The sequence below is a fragment of the Caballeronia sp. LZ029 genome, assembly GCF_031451275.1.
GTDB lineage: Bacteria > Pseudomonadota > Gammaproteobacteria > Burkholderiales > Burkholderiaceae > Caballeronia > Caballeronia jiangsuensis.
In genome coordinates this window covers 1-1,452 of sequence record NZ_JARUXO010000134.1, presented here as the reverse complement: position 1 = coordinate 1,452, position 1,452 = coordinate 1, and the positions used below count along the sequence as shown (strand labels likewise).

Genomic DNA, 1,452 nt, shown 5'->3' with positions numbered 1-1,452 from the left:
GGCGGATTCAACCGGTCGTCGCAACACTCGATTATTGAACAGACCTCAGGTATTCGTCCAGGGCTTCGGCCGGTGTCTTCCAACCAAGCGTTTTCCGGGGTCTGGAATTCAGTGCATTGGCGACGGCCTGGATCTCTCGAGCGCTCCACCGAGACAGGTCTGTGCCCTTTGGAAAGTATTGCCGCAGAAGGCCGTTCGTGTTCTCGTTCGTGCCGCGCTGCCATGGACTGTGCGGGTCGGCGAAGAATACCTTTACCCCGGACTCGACCGTAAAGCGGGCGTGATCGGATAGTTCTTTGCCACGATCCCAAGTCAATGACCGCCACAACTGGGCAGGCATGTCAGTCACGGTCTTCTTGAGCGCATTGGCCATCGTGACAGCTCCGTAGCCAGCCAGCGCGGGACCATTCTTCGTTCTGGGCATCAGCCCGTAGCCCTCCTCGCGAGGTAGATGGACGAGCATGGTGAACCGGCTTGTCCGCTCAACCAGCGTTCCGATTGCGGACCGGTTCAGGCCGATGATCAGGTCACCTTCCCAATGCCCTGGCACAGCACGATCCTGCACTTCTGCAGGCCGGCTGGAGATCATCACGTCCTCGCTAACGTGCGCCCAGGCCTTGGCCTGTGCCCGGGCCCTCGGCACGCGCAACGCCCGCCCAGTGCGCAGACAGCTGACCAGCTCGCGCTTGAGAGCACCTCGGCCCTGAATATAGAGAGCCTGGTAAATGGCTTCGTGAGAGATGCGCATGGATTCGTCATCCGTGAAGTCGGTCTGCAGCCGGTTGGAAATCTGTTCGGGCGACCAGCCATTGACCCATTTACGGTCACCGCGATGCGGTTTGTTTCTCCCTTTGAATGGTGCTTGCCGGGGCCCAGAAATCTCACGGCCATCAGCGTCGCGAACCTTGCCCTCCAGACGGTCTTGCACGTAGTGGCGCAGCCGTGGGTTAGTCACCAGTTTCGAAGGTTTAGGTCGTTTGGCAACCAGCTCCGCCTTCCACTGCGCAACCGAAGCCCGATACTCAAGCTGCCCGCCACGCGTTGCAGCGTTACGTGTCAATTCCCGGGAGACCGTTGATGGGCTACGTCCGATACGACGAGCAATATCGCGCACCCCGACGCCTTGATGCGAAAGTAGTCCAATCTCTTCTCGCTCCGCGAACGACAGGTACCTCCCGGATATCGGGCTCAACATGGAAAGTGGCATGCCGCCATTATGACGGAACCAGCGAGTGCCTACTGCCTGCGACACGCCAACCGCCTCTGCAGCCTTCTCGCTTGTAATACCTGTTGCGATTTGCTCCCAGAATCGCCGCTCGATCTCACGTCGATGCGACGGCGCACCTGGCGAGCGCATCGCTCCTCGCCCTGTCAACTTACGCATCCAGCCCGCTGGTCGTCCCATAAACACCTCCTCGATCAAAGGTGTTGCGACGACCGGTTGAATCCGCC

Annotated in this window: 1 protein-coding gene; it reads right to left on the bottom strand. The window is 59.8% G+C overall.

Annotated elements, in window-relative coordinates:
- Nucleotides 1-31: 31 nt before the first annotated feature.
- The gene (locus QCE73_RS39320; RefSeq protein ID WP_309886209.1) at nt 32-1,384 is read right to left on the bottom strand and encodes an IS30 family transposase; all 1,353 of its coding nucleotides are present in this window, start codon (nt 1,382-1,384) and stop codon (nt 32-34) included.
- Nucleotides 1,385-1,452 lie beyond the last annotated feature (68 nt).